Genomic DNA, 18,594 nt, shown 5'->3' with positions numbered 1-18,594 from the left:
CGCGCCTCAGCCCTGCTCGAAAAAGGCAAGAATATCGTCAAAGACACGCGGTTCTGCCACATACAGCAAATGCCCCAGACCGGGGTAAAAGGTGATCGGCGCACCGCCGATTTCGCGGGCAAACCGTCGCACCTGTCGGGGCCGGAACACCGTGTCGGCGGTGCCTGCATACAGATGCACCTGTTCGGGGGGCAGCGTGAACCCTTCGGGCATTTGCCAGCCGACCAGGGCCATGGTGTGCGCCTTGAAGACATTGAACGACGGTTCAACCACAACCTTTTTCGGGCGGCTGGTAATGCGGGCAATATCCTCGGCCCGCGCGGGCGAACGCGCGCCATCGCGCCCGAACAGCAGAACGGGAAAGTAGTTTTCCCAAACCTTGCGCGTGTTCACCGACCGCGCCCGTGCCGCCGCGACCAGAATGTCATCAACGCCGCGCAGCGCCGTCTGCGCACCGCCGCCAAACTCGACCGCGCTCGACATGCCGGCGACCTGCGCGCGCGGCCCGATCTGCTTGGCCGCCAGCATCGCAATCGGCGCACCGGTGGAAAAGCCCAGCAGCTTGATCTGCTTGTCGGGAAAGCGGTTTGCCAGCGTCACAATGGTCTGCGCGGCACGGGCAATGTCCAGCGGCCCGTCCAGCGGACGCCCGTCCATGCCGGGAAACCGGTAAGCCGCAAAGGCATAGCCCTTGGGCCGCCACGCCACCACAGGGTCAAAAATACCCAACGGCGTCATAGATCCGGGGATCAGGATCAGCAGCTTGTCCTGTTTTTCAATATCCGCCGCATTGAACAACAGCGGCGTTACCGGGACATCCGATGCCTCGGGCTTTGTCCCGCACGCCGCCAACAGGGCGCACGCCGCCAACACCAACAGCCGTATCATCCACATGCGCGGGCCTGCCCCTGAAATGCACCACAATCCTGCAAGCAGTCCTAGCTGCCGCGCGCGTCCTTCACCAGCCCGCCCGCGATCACAAATTCTCTGCGGCGCACAAACGGTCGGGATCAGCCGCTCAGGCAGATCCTTCATCTTGCCGGATAAACTCCGGGGGAGCGCCGCAGGCGCGGGGGCAGAGCCCCCGCACGGCAAGAAACTTGGGCACAGCCCCCACTGTCAGTCGTAGGTCCGCTGATCCTCGATCAAGACCCCGTCGCGCGGCAGGCTGCCCACCGGCACGATCTCGACCGTGCCTTTCAGCTTCAGCGTCTCGATAATACTGGACGCATAGGCTTGCGCATCTCCGCCATCGGCTTCTATCCGCACCGTCATCGCATCCTGTTGCCCCTCACGCTGGGCAATCACCCGCGCGCGGGCGATGTCGGGGTGTTTTGCGACCAAAGCGGCCACCTGCTCGGGGCGCACGAACATCCCCTTGATCTTGGTTGTCTGGTCCGCGCGCCCCATCCAGCCCTTGATACGCATGTTGGTGCGCCCGCAAGGGCTTTGCCCGTCCATCACGGCGCTCATGTCGCCGGTGGCAAAACGGATCAGCGGATAGTCGGGGTTCAGCGACGTCACCACCACTTCACCCACCTCGCCCGGCGCCACCGGCGTGCCTGTGCCCGGGGTCAGGATTTCAACAATCACGCCCTCATCCACGATCATCCCCTCCATCGCCGCGCTTTCATAGGCGATGTTGCCCAGATCGGCGGTGGCATAGGATTGCAGGCAGGCGATGCCGCGATCTGCATACTCCTGACGCAGGCTGGGGAACAACGCGCCACCGCCCACAACCGCGCGGGTCATCTTCAGCGCCACGCCCATCTCGTCGGCCTTGTCCAGAATAACCTTCAGATAGTCGGGCGTACCCGCATAAGCCGTGGTGCCGATGTCGCGCGCCGCAATCACCTGCAATTCGGTCTGCCCCGTGCCCGCAGGCAGCACCGCCGCGCCAACGGCCCTTGCACCAGATTCAAAAATCATCCCCGCAGGCGTCAGGTGATAGCCAAAGCAGTTGTGAACGATGTCGCCCCTGCCAATGCCAGCCGCGTGCAGGAAACGACCCATCCGCCACCAGTCGTGGCTGATCCCGCCGGGTTCATAGATCGGTCCGGGCGACTGAAATACATGGGCCAGATTGCTGACGGCGATGCCGCCAAAGGGCGGGTTTTGCTTTTGCCACGCGGACAGCTCGGATTTGCGCAGCACCGGCAGCTTCACCAGATCCGCGGGGCCCTGCACCTGAGCAGCCGCCGCGCGCCAGTCCTCAGGCGCGTGGGTGATTGCCGCCAGACGTGTGCGCAGCAGCGCAGCCTGTTCGGCTTGTCTCTGGTCCGCACTGCGGGTTTCGAGATCGTCAAAATGCGCTGTATCCGGCATCGGAAATATCCTGTTGGTCAGTTGAATATGCGTGCTGTCACCCCGGTCCGGGCCAATCAGCTCAGCCAGCGTTTGCGGCGGCGGTACGACCGCACATCGCGGAACGATTTGCGCCCCTCGTCGGACATGCCCAGATAGAATTCCTTTACATCGGGGTTCTCGCGCAGCTCGGCGGCAGGGCCGTCCATCACCACGCGGCCCGATTCCAGAATGTAACCGTAATGGGCAAAGCGCAGCGCCACGTTGGTGTTCTGCTCGGCCAGCAGGAACGACACGCCCTCGTTCTCGTTCACGGATTTCACAATCGAGAAAATCTGTTCCACCAGTTGCGGCGCCAGACCCATGCTCGGCTCGTCCAGCAGGATCGTTTCGGGGCGGCTCATCAGGGCGCGCCCGATGGCACACATCTGCTGTTCCCCCCCCGAGGTATATCCGGCCTGAGATTTGCGCCGCTCGCGCAGGCGCGGAAAATAGTTGTAAACCATCTCAAGGTCCGCCGCTGTGGCGCCCTTGCCGTCGGTGCGCGTATAGGCCCCGGTCAGCAGGTTTTCCTCGATGGTCAGGTGTTCAAAGCAGTGACGGCCTTCCATCACCTGCACCACACCACGCTTCACTGTCTCGGCAGGGTCGGTGTGCTGGATCATGTCGCCACGATATTTGATTGACCCTTTGGTGACTTCGCCCCGTTCCGAGGCCAGCAAGCCGCTGATTGCTTTCAACGTCGTGGTCTTGCCCGCGCCGTTGCCGCCCAGCAAGGCCGTGATCCCGCCCTTGGGCACGGACAGGCTGACGCCTTTCAGCACCAGAATGACGTGATTGTAGATCACCTCGATATTGTTGACCTCCAGCAAGGTCTCGTCAGTTTTTCCGGCGTCCAGCATGATCAACGTATCCCGATGGCAATGTTCAAGAAAATCTCCGGCGACGCGGCGCGCCGCCGGAGAAGGCCGGCTTAGTTGCAGCCGGGTTCGATGTTGTTTTCAGCGGCATAGGCAGCCGAATCTTCGGCCACCAGACGGCCGATCAACTCGCGGTCGGTGGGTTTATAGTCAGAGATGACATTCCACTTGCCCGAAGCTGCATCCCATTGGGTCACCCCCACCAGGCCAGGACCACCGTGCTGTTCGCAGGACACTTTGAACTCGGGGCCAAAGTTGGGAAGGCCCAGTGCGGCCATCTTCGCTTCGGTGATCTCAAGCGCTTCCATGCCGTCACGCATCATTGCGGCGGTGATGTCCGGCGTGCCGTGGATTTCCTGTGCGGTTTTTGCAGCTTCGGCGGCCAGCATCGCAGCATACATGCCACGGTTGTACTGAACCGTACCGATCTGATCGCCCGCACCGGCGGCTTTACCAGCGTCGACGACAAACTTCTGGATGTCGTCATAGACCGGATAGTCGCTTCCCACACCGTGGAACGTCAGCGCCTTGTAGCCGTTGGCCGCCGCACCAGCGGGGATCACGTCGTTTTCCGACCCAGACCACCACACACCAATGAAGTTCTCCATCGGAAAGCGGATGTTCACGGCTTCTTGCACTGCAACCTGGTTCATAACGCCCCAGCCCCACATGATCACATAGTCGGGCTTTTCACGACGGATTTGCAGCCACTGCGATTTCTGCTCCTGACCGGGGTGGTCCACAGGCAGCAATGTCAGCTCGAAACCGTGTTGCTTTTGCAGTTCTTCCAGCGTGCGGATCGGTTCCTTTCCATAGGCCGAGTTGTGGTAGACCAAGGCGATCTTCTTGCCATTGATGTCGCCACCGTTCTCGTCCAGCAGATAGTTGATCGCGCCCGATGCACCATCCCAGTAGTTGGCCGGATAGTTGAACACGTCACGGAACACTGTGCCGTTCGCTGCCGAGGTCCGCCCATAGCCCATCGAGTGGATCGGAATACCGTCAGCGGTTGCTTTTGGGATCAGCTGATAGGTGATGCCGGTGGACAGCGGTTGATAGACCAACGCGCCTTCACCCTTGGTCGACTCGTAGCATTCCACACCTTTTTCGGTGTTATAGCCGGTCTCGCATTCCAGCAGGCGGGTTTTGACACCACCAATGCCGCCATCCCGCTCGTTCAGCAGGGTGAAGTAATCGGCATAGCCATCCGCAAAGGGAATTCCGCTGGCCGCATAGGGACCCGTCCGGTAGCTCAGCGACGGGAACACGAGGTCCGCCATCACCGGGCCCGCAGCCATAACAGCCGCGACAGCCATTGTTGCAAACTTCATCTTCATCGGTGTTTCCTCCCTTGGTTTTTCCGATGCGGCCCCTTGCAGGGCCAGCGCAGGGCGGGGTGTTACCCGCCAGTCTTGGCAACCGCCCCCGTTAATGCGGGAACGGCCACAATCTCAGTTTTTCCTTGGCCACGCGCCACAGTTGCGCGATGCCATGCGGCTCTGCGATCAGGAACACGATAATCAGCGCCCCCACGATCACCAGCTGCAAATGTGCCACGATGTCCGTCGGCCAGCCCAGCCAGTCAACGCCCACAACCTTCAGCGCCACGGGCAGCAACACCAGGAACGCGGCCCCGGCAAAGCTGCCGAAAATGCTGCCCAACCCGCCGATGATAATCATGAACAGCACCAGGAACGACTTGTTGATGCCAAAGGCCTCGCCCACTTCGACAGCCCCCAGATAGACGCTGAAGAACAGCGCCCCCGAGATACCGACAAAGAACGACGACACGGCAAAGGCACTCAGCTTGGCGGTCAGCGGGTTTACCCCGATGATCTCTGCGGCAATGTCCATATCCCGGATGGCCATCCATTTACGCCCCACCGATCCGCGCGTCAGATTGCGCGCGATGATGGCGCTGGCCAGCGTAAAGATCAGACAGAACAGATAGGTGGCCCAGGCTTCGGTGTTCGGCCCCGTGATCAGAATGCCAAAGGTGTCACGTTCGGGCGCATTGATCTGGCCGGAGGCCGAATAGTTGTAGAACCACGGCACACGGTTGAACAGCCACACCAGAAAGAACTGCGCCGCCAGCGTCGCCACGGCCAGGTAAAACCCCTTGATCCGCAGCGATGGCAGGCCAAACAACATGCCCACGCCTGCCGTGATCACCCCGGCAAGGATCACATGAATGAACATGCTCACGTCAGGAAAGGCCGTCATCAGCTTGTAGCAGGCATAGGCCCCCACCGCCATGAACCCGCCCGTGCCCAGCGACACCTGCCCGCAATAGCCCACCAGAATGTTTAGCCCGATCGCCGCAATCGCATAGATCAGGAAGGGCAGGAAAATCGAGTTCACCCAATAGTCGTTGACCATGAACGGAATGACACAGATCGCCACGAACAGCACAAAGTAATAGCGCCACCGGTCGAACCGGATCGGAAAGGTCTGGCTGTCTTCCTTGTAGGTCGTGCGAAATTCGCCCGCTTCACGATAAAACATCAGAGTACTCCCACAGCCCGCAGGCTTTTCATTCTTTTGGCTGTCAATATCCCGGGGGTGCGGGGGCTGGCCCCCGCTTCGACGGCACGGATTGGATCAAACACGCTCAATGATCTTCTCCCCGAACAGACCCTGCGGGCGGAACACCAGAAACAGCAGCGCCAGCATATAGGCGAACCAGTTCTCGGTTGCGCCGCCAAGGAAGGGCGCACCGATCAGAAACTCGAACAGCTTCTCACCCACGCCGATGATCAACCCGCCCACAATGGCACCGGGGATCGAGGTGAACCCGCCCAGCATCAGCACCGGCAACGCCTTGAGCGCAATCAGCGACAGCGAGAACTGAACCCCCGACTTCGCACCCCACATGATGCCCGCCACAAGGGCGACAAAGCCCGCCAGCGACCACACAAGGATCCAGATAAAGTTCAGCGATACGCCAACGGACAGCGCCGCCTGGTGGTCATCCGCCACAGCGCGCATCGCGCGCCCCTGCTTGGTGTATTGGGCAAAGGCCACCAGGGCCGCCACCAGCACCATCGCCACAACCGCCGCAACAATGTCCAGACTGTCGATAAAGAAACCATAGAAGCCTTCACCACCCAGACCGGCGGTCATATCCTCGATCCAGAAGTTCCCGCCCTGCGGCAGACAGGCACCCACAGCCCAGCACAGATCAAGCGTCTTGATCTCGGACCCCCACATCAGATCGGCAAACCCTTCAAGGAAATAGGCCAGACCGATGGTCGCCATGAACAGAATGATCGGTTCCTGCCCCACAAGATGCCGGAACACGAACCGCTGCACAGCCCAGGCCAGCGCGATCATCACCAGAACCGTCAGGAACACCGCGACAACCGAATGCAGGTTCCACCCGAAGGTCGACACATGCACACCAAAGGTCGCGTTGATCAGATGCGCGAACGGCACCTGCCCGTTCTGGAAACCCACCAGCGTCATCGCCGCAAACAACGCCATGACCCCCTGGGCAAAGTTGAAAATACCCGAAGCCTTGTAAATCAACACAAAGCCCAGCGCGACCAGCGCATAAAGCACACCGGCCATCAGCCCGTTCAGGAACACCTCGACCGTATAGAGAAAAGTCTCAGACATCGCGCAGTTCCTTCACATTCCACATCGTCACATCAGTCATGAGCCACCCCCAGATAGGCGTCGATCACGTCCTGATTGTTGCGCACCTCGTCGGGGGTGCCGTCACCGATCTTTTTGCCGTAATCCATCACGACCACACGGTCGCTCAGGTCCATCACCACGCCCATGTCGTGTTCGATCAGGGCAATCGTGGTGCCAAATTCGTCGTTCACATCCAGGATAAAGCGGCTCATGTCCTCTTTTTCCTCGACGTTCATGCCCGCCATCGGCTCGTCCAGCAGCAGCAGCGACGGCTCGGCGGCCAGCGCGCGCGCCAGTTCGACCCGCTTTTTCAAACCATAGGGCAGACGTGCCACGGGCGTCTTGCGGATCGCCTGAATTTCCAGAAAGTCGATGATTTTCTCGGCAACTTCCCGGTTGGCGGTCTCTTCTTCCTCGGCGCGGCCCTTCCACATCGACTGCCAGAACAGGCCGGTCTGCATGTGGGTCAATCGGCCTGTCATGACGTTGTCCAGCACGCTCATGCCCTCGAACAGCGCAATGTTCTGGAAGGTGCGCGCAATGCCCTGCCGTGCCACCTGAAACGGCTTCATCGGCGGGCGCGGCGCACCGCGATACAGAACCTGCCCCTCTTGCGGTACATAGAACCCCGAGATCACGTTCAACATCGACGATTTTCCCGCGCCGTTGGGGCCGATAATCGCGCGGATCTCGCCCTCGCGGATGTCAAAGGAAATGTCCTTGATCGCCTCGACGCCGCCAAAGCGCAGGGTGATGTTCTTCATTTCCATCACCACGGGGCCAATCCTGCGCCCGTCCGCGGTTGTGTAGCCTTCTGCCTGATCCAGCATCACACGTCCCCCTGCTTCTCTGGTTCAAAAAAATCCCCCCCGGAGGGTCGGCTTGCCACGGCCCCGGGGCTCACAGATGCAAACCCCGTCATTCCGCCGCCATCCGCGTGGTGACCTGCTGAACCGCCGCACTGCGGATCTCCAGCGTCGCGCTGATCGACCCTTTGCGGCCATCCTCATAGGTCACTTCGGTTACCGTGCTGATCTGCTCGGACCCGTCATACAGCGCCGTGATGATGTCGTGGAATTTCTCCTCGATCTTCTTGCGGCGCACCTTGCGGGTGCGGGTCAGTTCGCCGTCGTCGGCGTCCAGTTCCTTGTGCAGCACGACAAAACGGTGGACCTGACAGCCCGACAGCATCTCGTCCTCTGCCACCGAACGGTTCACCGCTTCCACATGGTTCTGGATCGTCGCCAGCACCTGTGGATGCCCGGCAAGCTCCTGATAGGACGCATAGGCAATGTTATTACGCTCGGCCCAGTTGCTGACCGCCGTCAGGTCGATGTTGATAAACGCCGTGCATTCTTCACGCCCGTTGCCGAACACGACGGCTTCCAGAATGTTGGGATAGAACTTCAGCTTGTTCTCGACGTATTTCGGCGCAAACAGCGACCCGTCCGCCATCTTGCCCACATCCTTGGCACGGTCGATGATGCGCAAATGGCCCGTGTCAGGCTCGATAAAGCCCGCATCCCCCGTGGCCACCCAGCCTTCGGCGTCCTTGGTGTCGGCGGTGCTTTCGGGGTTCTTGTAGTATTCGACGAACACGCCCGGCGAGCGGTAATAGACTTCGCCGGTGTCGTTGATCTTCAACTCCACGCCGGGGCAGACCACGCCCACCGTGTCACTGCGCACCTGCCCGTCGGGCTGTGCGGTGATGTAAACGGTGGCTTCGGTCTGGCCGTAAAGCTGTTTCAGGTTGATCCCCAGCGAGCGGTAGAAATCAAAGATTTCCGGCCCGATCGCCTCACCCGCCGTGTAGCCGATGCGCACGCGGCTGAACCCCAGCGTGTTTTTCAGCGGGCCATAGACCAGCAGGTCGCCCAGGGCATATTTCAGCCGGTCCATGAACCCGACCGGCTTGCCATCCAGAAGATCCGGCCCGACCTTGCGCGCATGGGCCATAAAATGGTCGAACATCCATTTTTTCAGCTTACTGGCGTCCTCCATGCGGATCATCACATTGGTCAGCTGGGTTTCAAAGACGCGCGGCGGGGCAAAATAATAGGTCGGCCCGATCTCGCGCAGGTCGGTCATCATCGTTTCGGCGCTTTCGGGACAGTTGGTGCAATACCCTGTCCACAAAGCCTGACCCACGGAAAAGATGAAATCGCCCACCCATGCCATCGGCAGATAGGCCAGAATGTCATCGCTTTGGCGCAGATGGTCGAATTCCGAACTGGTGCGCGAGGTCTCGATCACGTTGCGGTTGCTCAGCACCACGCCCTTGGGGTTTCCGGTGGTGCCGGATGTGTACAGCATCACGGCGGTGCTGTCGTAATCCAGCTTGGCAATGCGGGCCTTCATCTCGGCAATCAGCGTGTCGCGTTTGGCGCGTCCGCTCTCTTGCACCTGCTCGTAGGACCGCAGCTTTTCGTGATCGTATTTGCGCAGGCCGCGCGCATCAAGATAGATCATCTCTTCGAAATCGGGCAGCCGGTCCTGGATTTCCATGACCTTGTCGACCTGTTCCTGATCGCCGGCCACAACGTATTTCGCGCCGCAATGTCCCATGGTATAGGCCATCTCTTCGGCAGCGGCGTCGTTGTACAAAGGCACCGGAACTGCGCCGCACATCTGCGCCGACATCATCGCCCAGTACAGCCGGGGCCGGTTGCGTCCGATCACGGCAACAAAGTCGCCCTCGGCCACGCCAAGGTCGATCATCCCCAGCGCCAGCGCCTCGATTTCCTCAAGCGCCTGCGACCAGCTCCAGCTTTGCCAGATGCCAAATTCTTTTTCGCGATAAGCAGGCGCATCCGCGAACTCGGTCGCATTGCGATGCAGCAACGCCGGTATGGACCTCAGTCCAGCGGCGCCTTCCAGCGTCTTGGTCAATGTATTCTCCTCCCAAACCCGCCACGTTTGCCGCGACAGGCCCTTATTCGCATGACACGCGAATCCTCCCCGCAAATCATGCTGGTCGCACACTCGCGGTCAACTTTTTCCTGATGTTTGCCAGATTCTTACGAATTGTTACAAAGCGCGGAAAAGCAATCCGCCCGCGCCGGTCAACACCAGCGCGCCGGCGCCAATCTCGACCAAGGGCAGCATGCCAACGGCCCATCGTCCGCCCGCCACGCTGGCCAGCAACCCGCTGCGCAGGCCCACGGAACCGGTGCCCACGGCCACCGTGACCACCGCCGTGCCGATGGCCATGGCGAAGACACCTGCGATGCCTGCGCCGATAATTCCCATGCCATGCGTGATCACCAGCACGAACAACGCCCCGGTGCAGGGCCGGATCGCAACTCCGGCAATCAGCACCAGCGCCTCGCGCAGCGAGCGCAGGCCTGCGACCTCTTCCACGCTTGGGGCGTGACGATGCCCGCAATGGGCGCAGGTGTCGTGGGAATGATCGTCATGGTCATGCCCCCCGTGATCCTGCCCCCTGTGATCCTGCACCACAGGGCGGCGCAGCAACCGGCGCAGCCCGCGTCCCAGCAACCACAGCCCGATCAGCACAATCGCGCCATAGCTGGCCGGGGCCATCACGTCTTCGGCCGCTCCGACCATCTGGTCGCGGGTCAGCGCAAACAGCCACAGCCCGCCCTGCACCAGCACAATCGCGGTCACCGCCTGCCCCAGCGACGACAGCAACGCAATCACCCCCAGCCGCAGCACCGTCACCCGACGCCCCAAGCCATATCCGCCAATCAGCACCTTGCCATGCCCCGGCCCCACCGCGTGCACAAACCCATAGGCAAAACACACGCCCAGCAGCGTCCAGAACGCACCGGGATTGCCCGCCCGCGTGGCCCGCAAGGTCAATGCCATCTCGTTCTGGAAAGACCGCTGGTAACCCGCCGCCACCTGCCCGATCTGTCCCAGCCCGCCGCCCGGCCACAACCACCAGCCGACCGCAGCCAGCACCGCCAGCAGCACAATCAGCGGGGCGCGCATGTGATCTCGACATCGGTGGCAAAGGCTTCGCCCACTTCGGGAAAGCCTTCCTCGATCGCATCCTGATCGCGCCCCAGCTTGGACAACGCGCCCTGTAACGTCTTCATCCCCGCATCCAGATCGGGCAGATTGCGCGCAATGGTGCAGCCCTCCATCCCCTCGACCTTCACGTTCAACGTGACATCGTAGGATGTGTAATAGGTCGCATCATAGGGTTTCAGCGACAGGGTGTGTCCCGCCAACATCGGCGTGCCCGCCACATCGCGCACATGGGTCGTCACCAGCCGCCCCTCGCGCATCACCAGGGTTGCATCGCGCGGCCCTGACAGCTCCAGTGGCGCACCGTCCAGCCGAGCGACCAGATCACCGTTGTAGCCTTCGATCCACTGCATATCAAAGCCGCGCAACTGCGCTTCTTCTTCCTTGGTCAGCACCGCGTTGCCGTCCGGGTCCAGACCGTAATCTTCGGTGATCAACAGAGAATAGAACGCATCATAGGCCCAGGTCACCTTGATCGCCTGCAATGCACCGTCCTTGTCCACGATCGTCGTCAGACCCGCATCTATAAAGATATGCGGGTGCGCTTGCGGGGCCGTGGCGGTGCAGATCAGGGCGATTGCAGCAAGGGTTCTCATGGGTCAAGCTCTAGCCACCTTCGCGGCGCGGCGCAAACCAACCCTTTGCGAACGCGCCCCGCGGTGCTACCTCAATCGGCGGAGGATCGCCAAGTGCAACGCAATGATGACAAAAGCCGCGCCCTGACCACAGCAGGGCTGAACCTGATCGCCCAGGCGCTGTCGATCTATGACAACGACTTGCGGTTGTCCGTGTGCAACGTGGCCTTCCAGCAGATGTTCAACCTGCCCGATGCGCTGGTCGCACCCGGCGCAACCTTCGAAGACACGATCCGTCATATTGCGACCAATGGCGAATACGGCCCCATCGACAACATCGAAGACTTTGTTGCAGAGCGCGTCAGGACCGCCCGCGCATTCGAGCCGCATTATATGGAGCGCACCCGCGCCAACGGACGCACCATTTCGGTCGAAGGCGCGCCATTGCCACAGGGCGGCTGGGTCACGGTCTATACCGACATCACCCGCACCAAAGACCAAGAGCACATGCTGCGCACGCGTTCGGATGCGCTGTCGGATATGGTGCTGTCCCGCTCGGAAGAGCTGGCGGCCACCAACCGCGAACTGTCCGCCACCGTCGCGGCACTGAAAGAAGCCAAGCGCGAACTGACCGAAATGGAAGCGCGCACCCGCATGGTTACCGAAATGATGCCGGCCCACATCGCACATGTGGATGAAACCGGACATTACACCTATACCAATCGGCGTCTGGCCAGCGTCATTCCCGACCGCCCGAACGAACTGATGGGCCTGCACATCTCGCAGGCCCTTGGCGACGCCAATTATGCGCTGATCAAGCCGCACCTTCAGGCCGCTTACGACGGGCGCGCTTCGGTGTTTGAGTTTACCGACGCCCCCAGTGCCCATCGGATTCGTGCCGCCTTTACCCCCGACACCGCGCAGGGGGCCTATATCCTGTCGATGGACGTCACCGAAGAGACCCAGGCCCGTGTCGCATTGCAACAAAACCGCAAGCGCGCGCTGGCGGCGCAGATGACGTCGGGGCTGGCCCATGACTTTTCCAACCTTCTGACGATCATTCTGGGCCTGCAAAGCAAACTTGAACGCATGGACAACCTGCCCGAGGACGCCGTGCCCCTGATCGAAGGCACGCGCGCCGCCGCCCGGCGCGGCGGTGATCTTCTGGATGGTATCGCCAATGCCACCGCCGCCCGCGTGCTGCGGCCCGGCCCGGTCGAGGTGGCGGGCCTGCTGGCCGATGTCGCCACGCTGGCCTCGCCCACATTGCCCGCCGGTCAGTCCCTGCGCGTCGATTGCACCCTGCCTGCGGGGCCGCTGCTCTTGGACACCGGCATGGTACAAGACAGCCTGCTGAACCTGATCCTGAACGCCCGCGACGCATGCGGCTCCAAAGGCACGATCACTCTGACCGCCGCCGCGCTTGGCGACACATGGGTGGAATTCACCGTCACCGACACCGGCCCCGGCTTTTCCGAAGAGGCGCTGCACAAGGCCTGCGATCCGTTCTTTACCACCAAGGGCGGCGAAGGCACGGGGCTGGGGTTGCCAATGGTCTATGACATGACCAAGACCGCCGGCGGCCATCTGAGCCTGAACAACACCCGCACAGGTGCCGAAGTACGCTTGCGCCTGCCCCTGAACCGCCCTGCGCCTGTGACCGGCGGCATGGTCCTGCTGGTCGAAGACCGCGACGATCTGCGCGCACTGTACCGCGACATGCTGATGGGTCTGGGACATTCCGTCGTCGAAGCCGCCAGCGTCGACGAGGCCACGGCCCTGACCGCCGACCTGCCCGATATCGACCTGATCCTCAGCGACATACGGCTGGGCGCAGCCTCGGGGATTGATCTGGTGGACCGTCTGCAAGGCGCCGGAACACCGGTCATCCTGATGACCTCGCTGCCGGTCTCCGATCCGATGCACCGCGCCGCCCTGACGCGCGCACCGGTGCTGCAAAAACCCTTTTCAGCGGACGACCTTGCCGCACTTCTGATGCCGCAGGCCGCCCAATGACCAAAGCAAACAATCCCCCCCTCGTCACCATCCTTGACGACGAACCCGCCATCCGCACCATGCTGGCCGACGCGCTGGAAGAGGCCGGGTTTCGCACCCTCAGCTTTTCGCGCGCCTCGGCCTTCGAAGCGGCGCTGAAAATCCACCAGCCCGATGTCTGCCTTGTCGATCTGGGCCTGCCCGACACCGACGGGCTGACCATCGTACACCGGCTGGCGCTGGAGCAGGGGGCCACGGTCATTATCATTTCCGGCCGCGCACAGGTGCAGGACAAGGTGACAGGGCTGGAACTGGGCGCTGACGATTATATCATCAAACCCTTCGACCCCGCCGAAGTCGTCGCCCGCGTGCGCGCGCGCCTGCGCTCTACCCAGCAACCGGCCCACACCGGCAACACCGCACGGTTTCAGGGCTGGACCGCCCATTTTGACCGCTACGCGCTGGTCGACGAGGCCGGTGCGGAAACCACCTTCTCCCATGCCGAGGGCGAAGTATTGCGCCTGTTCCTGTCCAGCCCGCGCCGCCTGATCTCACGCGCGCAAATGCAGGAATCTCTGGGCGGTGGCGCCGGCGAAAGTTTTGACCGCGCGATGGACGTGCGCATCTCGCGCCTGCGCACAAAACTGCGCGAAGACCCGAAAAACCCACAATTGATCAAGACAATCTACGGCGCAGGCTATATCTTTCTCGGAGACGTCCACTGGAGCTGACCATGCTGCAAGCCCTTCTGTACCGCACCGGCAAGGCCCGCCCGCTGTTCTACCGCGTCGAAATCTCGCGCAACCTGTTTGAAGAAGCCTCGGTCACCCGCGAATGGGGGGCTGTCGGCGGCACGCCGCGCACGATCACCTCGTGCCACACCGACCTGCGCGCCGCCTCTCAGGTGGCCGATACCTACCGCCAGCGCGCCCTGCAACGCGGATACATACGCGACACCGCCCCTCTTCATCTTGCCAAGTAAACTCCGGGGTGAGGCCGCAGGCCGAGGGGCAGCGCCCCTTAACCCGCCCGCACCTGATCCACGGCCTGCGCCATCACACGCAAGCCCGCCACCAGATCGTCCTCGGCGGTGTCTTCCTCGAACGCATGGCTGATCCCGCCAATCGACGGCACGAACAGCATCGCCACCGGCATCAACTTGGAGACGTTGGTCGCGTCATGCAGCGCGCCCGAGGGCATGATACGCCACTTGCCCGGCGCTTGCGCCTCGGCCGCCGCCTCCAACGCACCCCGCAGCCGGGCATCCATCTGCACCGGCTCCAGCCCCAGCATCGGCCCGAAGGCCAGCGTCATGTTCCGCTCTGCCGCGATCTCTTCGGCCAGATCGCGAATGATCTTCTCCATCCGCACCAGCCGGTCGCTCTCACCATCCCGCCATTGCATCGAGAACCGTACCTGTCCGGGCACGATGGACGAGGCATTGGGCGACAGCGACACATGGCCGATGGTCCAGACCGTGCTGGGCGTCACCACATTGCGCAGCCGGTCGTTCAGCGCGGTGTTAAACGCACTCAGCGCCTGAAAGGCATCCTGACGCAGGTGCATCGGCGTGGTGCCTGCATGGTTCTGCTGGCCGGTCATCGTGATGACCATATCGCGGATGCCCACGATATGTTCCACCACGCCGATCTGTTCGTTGTTGGCCTCCAGATAGGGCCCCTGCTCGATGTGCATCTCGATATATCCGGTGAACTGCGCCGGATCGACGGGGCCGGTGACCATCTCGGCCATGGCCTGCCGCGCCTCGGCCAGCGACTGGCCTGCGTGGTCCACCAGCCCGTCTGCCTTGTCCTGTGCCAGATTGCCCGACCACACCGCGCTGCCGGTGGTCACGCCGAACCGGCCCTCTTCGTCCTGAAACGACACCACCGACACACCGCCGCCCGCCGCGCGGGCAATTTCCAACGCCGCGATCACACCCAGCGCACCATCCAGCCAGCCGCCCGTCGGCTGGCTGTCGCTGTGCGAGCCCAGCAGCATCGAAGGCCCATCCGCCAGTCCAAACAGGTTGCCCATTGCGTCCATCTCGACCCGCAGACCCGCATCGCGCATCTGCTCGGCCAGCCATACACGCCCCGCCACATCCGGCTCGGAATAGGCAGGGCGCACCACGCCCACCCCTTGCGCGCCAAAACGGCGCAATGCGTGCAAATCCTTCAGAAACCGCTGACCGTCTACCTGCATATCCATCCCCTCGCGGTTGACCACCGCCCTTGCCCACGAAATAACGTGGGCAAGATGCCCTGCCACAAGGTAAAAAGTCCATGGCCCAGCCCATCATCGGTATTGATCTTGGCACCACCAATTCCCTGATCTCCGTGTTCGAGGATGGCGCGCCGCGCCTGCTGGCCAATGCGCTGGGGCATTTGCTGACGCCCTCCGTGGTCTCACTGGACGGAGACAAGGTGCTGGTGGGCGAGGCCGCGCGCGACCGCCAGACCACCCACCCCAAGGACACCGCCGCCGCGTTCAAACGCGCCATGGGGACGGACACGAGATTTCAGCTGGGCCGCAAGAAATTGCGGGCCGAGGAACTGTCCTCGCTGGTGCTGCGCAAGCTCAAGGACGACGCCGAGGCGACCCTTGGCCAGACCATCCGCGATGTGGTCGTGTCCGTGCCTGCCTATTTCAATCAGGGCCAGCGTCAGGCCACCATGGCTGCCTGCGCCATGGCCGGCCTGAACGCGGTGCGGCTGGTCAACGAACCGACTGCGGCGGCGCTGGCATACGGCTTGCAGGACCGCGACGGCGAAAGCCAGTTTCTGGTCTTCGACCTTGGCGGCGGCACCTTTGACGTGACCGTGCTGGAGCATTTCGACGGTGTGATGGAGGTCAAGGCCTCGTCCGGCGATGCCTTTCTGGGCGGCGAGGATTTCTCGGAAGCATTGGCCAAGGCGATGGCGGACAAGATCGGGACCCCGTGGGCCAAGCTGGGCAAGGACGCCCAGCAACAGCTGCGCTTGCAAGCCGATGTGGCCAAACGGCATCTGAGCGGCAAGGATGACTTCGAAGCCCGCCTGAAACTTGACGGCGCGCACCACACCCTCAGCCTCAGCCGCGCCGATTTCGAGACCGCCTGCGCCCCGCTGATCAAACGCCTGCACCGCCCGATCGAGCGGTGTTTCTACGACACCGGCCTTGATACCGACGCGCTGGACCGCGTCATTCTGGTGGGCGGTGCCACCCGTATGCCGATGATCCGCCAGATGGTCGCGCGCCAGTTCAAGCGGCTGCCCGAAATGACCATCGACCCGGATCATGCCGTGGCGCTTGGCGCTGCCGTGCAGGCCGCCCTTGTGGCCGAAGACCGCGCACTCGAAGACGTGGTGATGACCGATGTTTCGCCCTTTTCCGTCGGCATCGAAACCGCAACCAAGCTGAAGAACGGCACCGTCATCGGCGGCTTCTTCCAACCGATCATCGAACGCAACACACCCCTGCCCGCGTCGCGGCAGGACAGCTTTTCAACGATGGACGACAACCAGACCCAACTGCGCGTCGACATCTATCAGGGCGAGGCCCCCAAGGTCGGCGACAACGTGCATCTGGGCCAGTTCAATCTGGACGTCCCCAAGGGCAAGGCCGGCCACGAAGGCATGTTCGTGCGCATCACCTATGATCCCTCGGGCCTGATCGAGGTCGAGGCCACGTCGATCACCACCGCCAAAAAGGCCAGTCTGGTCATCCGCGACAACGTGTCGAACCTGACCGAGGCGGACATCGCCAAGCGCCTGAAACAGATGCAGGCGTTCAAGATGCACCCGCGCGAGGACGAGGAAAACACCGCCTTTCTGGCCCGCATCCGGCGGCTGTACGAAATGGCCAGCGGCGACGACCGGCATCTGCTGCAAGGTATGCTGATGGAGTTCGAAGGCGCGCTCGAAGGGCAGGACCCCGCCGAGATTTCACGGATGCGCGGGGATATGGGCGGAACACTGGACCGGATCGACGACTATTATGTCTCCTAGGTGGCCGTGGTCCGAACTGGGCCTTGAGAAACGCGCGACCGAACGCGAGGTCAAACGCGCCTATGCCGCTCGGCTGAAACAGATCGACCGCAACGATCCCGCCGCCTTTGGCGCGCTGCGCGATGCCTTTGCCGCGGCCAAGAACGGCGCGCTGAAAGACAAGGCTGCCCCCAAGCGCCGCGCATGGCTGACATTGCACAAGGGCGCACCGGAGTGGATTCCGCACCGGATGACGCACCGCCCATACGCCTGCAAGAGCCGCTCAGGCCGCCACCCGTCCAACCCGAAACCCACGTGCCGGACACCGCAGCAGAACCCGACACGCCGGTCGATCCAAGCCAAAACCCTGAACCCGATGTTCAGGACCTCTTCGCCGACCTCCCCCCGCCGCCCCCCGAACCCGCGCAGCCCAAACCCGCGCGACCGTGGGGTATCGCCATTGGCCAGCTCGACGCCTTGGCCCAGGAGGACCCGGCCAAGGCACAGTCGATATTCCAGACCAAATTCAATGACGCGCTGCGCAACACGTACTGGGATACCAAAGCTCTGGATGCGCTGCTGTCTTTGGACATGGCCCATGACCTGACGCTACGCCGCTCTCTTGAAGCGCAACTTTATGATACGCTTCAAACGCGGCTAAACGATCCGGAAACGGGCTATCCCACCGAAATGGCCCTTGTAATCGAAACCCATTTCCAATGGGCCACCGACGGTGTCGGCGCCAGCAAACGGCTGGGCTGGCAACGAGACTATCAATTGCTGATGTACGGCCATGCGCGGTCTGTGCCGCAGGATGCTAAACCTGCAGTTGCCAAGACCCGGAAAGACCAGCGTACATACCTCTGGCACAAGGCCGGTATTTTTGCCGTACTTTGGTTGCTGTCGCTGAGCGTTCAAAGAATGCGCGGGCCGGAGGATTACATCATCCAGCTTATCGCGCTGGCGATCCTGTTCATGTTCCTGCGCTGGCTGACCATGCTGGGCGTTGCCGTCGTTGCCAAACTGGCGCGCATACTCCGGCTGTCCGGCCCCGCGGTACGCTTGGCCGCTTGGGCCTTTCCCGCGACCACGCAGAAACTGAACACCAGCGCAGAGTTCCGCAAGCTGGGCCTTTTTGCCCTGACTGCGGTTGTGCCGGTGGTTCTGTACCTGCTCGACAAATACGCCTGACGACGCCGC

General features: G+C 62.2%; 16 protein-coding genes. 5 read left to right on the top strand and 11 right to left on the bottom strand.

Translation table 11 applies throughout. The features are described 5' to 3' along the window. Nucleotides 1-6: 6 nt before the first annotated feature. The 10 genes from DSM107133_RS01670 to DSM107133_RS01625 all read right to left on the bottom strand — a co-directional run bounded on the left by DSM107133_RS01670 (nt 7) and on the right by DSM107133_RS01625 (nt 11,452). Complete coding sequence (locus DSM107133_RS01670; RefSeq protein ID WP_205387795.1) at nt 7-894, bottom strand: alpha/beta hydrolase; 888 nt, start codon at nt 892-894, stop codon at nt 7-9. 225 nt (nt 895-1,119) lie between these two features. Next, nucleotides 1,120-2,325 carry an AMP-binding protein gene (locus tag DSM107133_RS01665; RefSeq protein ID WP_114293075.1) on the bottom strand — a complete coding sequence of 402 codons (1,206 nt, stop codon included), beginning with the start codon at nt 2,323-2,325 and terminating at the stop codon, nt 1,120-1,122. A 56-nt stretch (nt 2,326-2,381) separates the two neighbouring features. Further along, nucleotides 2,382-3,206 carry an ABC transporter ATP-binding protein gene (locus DSM107133_RS01660; RefSeq protein WP_114293114.1) on the bottom strand — a complete coding sequence of 275 codons (825 nt, stop codon included), beginning with the start codon at nt 3,204-3,206 and terminating at the stop codon, nt 2,382-2,384. 71 nt (nt 3,207-3,277) lie between these two features. Next, complete coding sequence (locus DSM107133_RS01655) at nt 3,278-4,561, bottom strand: ABC transporter substrate-binding protein (protein ID WP_114293074.1); 1,284 nt, start codon at nt 4,559-4,561, stop codon at nt 3,278-3,280. A 91-nt stretch (nt 4,562-4,652) separates the two neighbouring features. Next, on the bottom strand, nt 4,653-5,729 hold the full coding sequence (locus DSM107133_RS01650) for a branched-chain amino acid ABC transporter permease (protein ID WP_114293073.1): 1,077 nt from the start codon (nt 5,727-5,729) through the stop codon (nt 4,653-4,655). Between the two features lie 96 nt (nt 5,730-5,825). Next, entirely contained in the window at nt 5,826-6,842 is a 1,017-nt protein-coding gene (locus DSM107133_RS01645; RefSeq protein ID WP_114293072.1) for a branched-chain amino acid ABC transporter permease, read from the bottom strand. Nucleotides 6,843-6,874: 32 nt separating this feature from the next. Continuing rightward, on the bottom strand, nt 6,875-7,693 hold the full coding sequence (locus DSM107133_RS01640; RefSeq protein ID WP_114293071.1) for an ABC transporter ATP-binding protein: 819 nt from the start codon (nt 7,691-7,693) through the stop codon (nt 6,875-6,877). A gap of 88 nt (nt 7,694-7,781) precedes the next feature. Beyond that, complete coding sequence (locus tag DSM107133_RS01635) at nt 7,782-9,752, bottom strand: AMP-binding protein (RefSeq protein WP_114293070.1); 1,971 nt, start codon at nt 9,750-9,752, stop codon at nt 7,782-7,784. A gap of 138 nt (nt 9,753-9,890) precedes the next feature. Further along, a complete protein-coding gene (locus DSM107133_RS01630) occupies nt 9,891-10,817 on the bottom strand; it encodes a hypothetical protein (protein ID WP_114293069.1) in 927 nt (308 codons plus the stop codon). Beyond that, complete coding sequence (locus DSM107133_RS01625) at nt 10,802-11,452, bottom strand: DUF1007 family protein (RefSeq protein WP_114293068.1); 651 nt, start codon at nt 11,450-11,452, stop codon at nt 10,802-10,804. The genes DSM107133_RS01630 and DSM107133_RS01625 overlap by 16 nt, the downstream gene beginning before the upstream one ends. A 93-nt stretch (nt 11,453-11,545) precedes the next feature. On the opposite strand from DSM107133_RS01625, the gene DSM107133_RS01620 reads away from it, so the two are divergent. From DSM107133_RS01620 to DSM107133_RS01610, 3 genes are read left to right on the top strand one after another with little or no spacing between them, the layout of a single operon-like run. Next, a complete protein-coding gene (locus tag DSM107133_RS01620; protein WP_114293067.1) occupies nt 11,546-13,447 on the top strand; it encodes a PAS-domain containing protein in 1,902 nt (633 codons plus the stop codon). Continuing rightward, on the top strand, nt 13,444-14,157 hold the full coding sequence (locus DSM107133_RS01615) for a response regulator transcription factor (protein WP_114293066.1): 714 nt from the start codon (nt 13,444-13,446) through the stop codon (nt 14,155-14,157). Before DSM107133_RS01620 ends, DSM107133_RS01615 begins: the two co-directional genes overlap by 4 nt. A gap of 2 nt (nt 14,158-14,159) precedes the next feature. Next, nucleotides 14,160-14,408, top strand: a complete 249-nt coding sequence (locus DSM107133_RS01610) for a WGR domain-containing protein (protein WP_114293065.1) — start codon at nt 14,160-14,162, stop codon at nt 14,406-14,408. 38 nt (nt 14,409-14,446) lie between these two features. On the opposite strand, the gene DSM107133_RS01605 is transcribed toward DSM107133_RS01610, so the two are convergent. After that, nucleotides 14,447-15,631 (bottom strand): hydantoinase/carbamoylase family amidase, encoded by a 1,185-nt coding sequence (locus DSM107133_RS01605; protein WP_114293113.1) that lies wholly within the window; start codon nt 15,629-15,631, stop codon nt 14,447-14,449. An 80-nt stretch (nt 15,632-15,711) separates the two neighbouring features. On the opposite strand from DSM107133_RS01605, the gene DSM107133_RS01600 reads away from it, so the two are divergent. Continuing rightward, entirely contained in the window at nt 15,712-17,415 is a 1,704-nt protein-coding gene (locus DSM107133_RS01600; RefSeq protein ID WP_114293064.1) for a molecular chaperone HscC, read from the top strand. A gap of 183 nt (nt 17,416-17,598) precedes the next feature. After that, a complete protein-coding gene (locus DSM107133_RS01595; protein ID WP_114293063.1) occupies nt 17,599-18,585 on the top strand; it encodes a hypothetical protein in 987 nt (328 codons plus the stop codon). Nucleotides 18,586-18,594: the final 9 nt, after the last annotated feature.

Source organism: Pseudosulfitobacter sp. DSM 107133, from assembly GCF_022788695.1.
In the GTDB taxonomy this organism is placed as follows: domain Bacteria; phylum Pseudomonadota; class Alphaproteobacteria; order Rhodobacterales; family Rhodobacteraceae; genus Pseudosulfitobacter.
This window is presented reverse-complemented; position numbering and strand designations above follow the sequence as displayed.